This window comes from Sphaerotilus sulfidivorans, assembly GCF_013426975.1.
GTDB lineage: Bacteria > Pseudomonadota > Gammaproteobacteria > Burkholderiales > Burkholderiaceae_C > Sphaerotilus > Sphaerotilus sulfidivorans.
The window spans coordinates 1-1,295 of sequence record NZ_JACCPY010000077.1; the positions used below are offsets into that span (position 1 = coordinate 1).

1 protein-coding gene is annotated in these 1,295 nt (G+C 64.7%); it reads right to left on the reverse strand.

The features are described 5' to 3' along the window. Nucleotides 1-36: 36 nt before the first annotated feature. Nucleotides 37-1,232, reverse strand: a protein-coding gene (locus HZU84_RS19995) for an IS3 family transposase (RefSeq protein ID WP_149502582.1) whose coding sequence is annotated in 2 segments (ribosomal slippage) — nt 37-968 and nt 968-1,232 — 1,197 coding nt in all. Because the reading frame shifts where the segments join, the coding sequence is not laid out codon by codon here. Nucleotides 1,233-1,295 lie beyond the last annotated feature (63 nt).

The following is a 1,295-nucleotide window of genomic DNA, read 5'->3' on the forward strand; positions in this document are numbered from 1 at the left end:
TGACCTTGCCCCTGTATTCCGTATCCCATAGCCAGACTACGCGCTGGCTTGCCGAGCTTGGCCGGCGAGCCAGTTTTCTTCGAACTGCATCGGGCTGACGTAGGCCAGCGTCGAGTGCAGTCGGGTTCGGTTGTACCAGAGCATCCAGGCCACGACTTCATCCTTGGCCTGACGCCTGCTCTTGAAGCGTTGCCCGTGCAGCCGCTCCACTTTCAGCGAGCCGAACAAGGTCTCACTGCAGGCGTTGTCCCAGCAGTCGCCGCGCCGGCTCATCGAAGCGGTGATGCCGTACTCGGCCAGCATGTCGCGGAAGTCCTTGCTGGCGTACTGACTGCCGCGGTCGCTGTGGAAGATCAGGCCAGCATCCTTGGCCGGATGGCGCTTGAACCACGCCATGCGCAGCGCGTCGATGACCAACTCGCGCGTCATGTCCTGACGCAGACTCCAGCCCACTACCTGGCGACTGAACAGGTCGATCACCACAGCCAGGAACAGCCAGCCCTCGTCGGTGGCGATGTACGTGATGTCGCCCACCCAGACCCTGTCGGGCTCGGCTACCGTGAACGCTCGGTTGAGCAGGTTCGATGCGATGGGCAGGTCGTGCTTGCTGTCGGTGGTGACCTTGAAGCGCCGCTTGCCCTTGGCGCGGATGCCGTGCTGCTGCATGAGCTTCTGCACCCGGTCCTTGCCCACCCGGATGCCTCGGGCCAGCAGTTCCTTCCAAGTGCGCGGCCAGCCGTAGCCGCCGCGCGTTTCGGCATGGATCGCCTTGATGTGCACCAGCAGCGCGTCGTCGCTGAGGTGGCGGCGCTGGACGTTGCTGGAGCGGCGCACGAAGTGCTCGTGGTACCCGGCCACGCTGACCTGCAGCACCCGGCACTGCACCGAGATCGGCCACACGCGCCGGTGGCGCTGGATGAAGGCGTACTTCACTTCGCAGCCTTGGCGAAGTACGCCGTCGCTTTTCCCAGAATGTCGCGCTCCATCGTCACCCGCGCCAGTTCGGCACGCAGTCGGGCGATCTCCATCTGCTCGGCGCTCACGGGCTTGCTGTCCGCGCCCGCGAGCTTGCCCTGCCGACTGGCCTTGACCCAGTTGAACAGGGTCTGATCCACCACACCCAGCGTCCTGGCCGCTGCCGCGATGCTCTGGCCGGCCTCGACCAGACGCACCGCCTCCTGCTTGAATTCCAATGTGTAGCGCGCCCTCGGCGCAGCCTTCGGCTTCGTCATTTCCGCTCTCCTTGCTGACATTGCATCACTCAGCATGGGAGACGGTTTCTGGGGGCAAGGTCA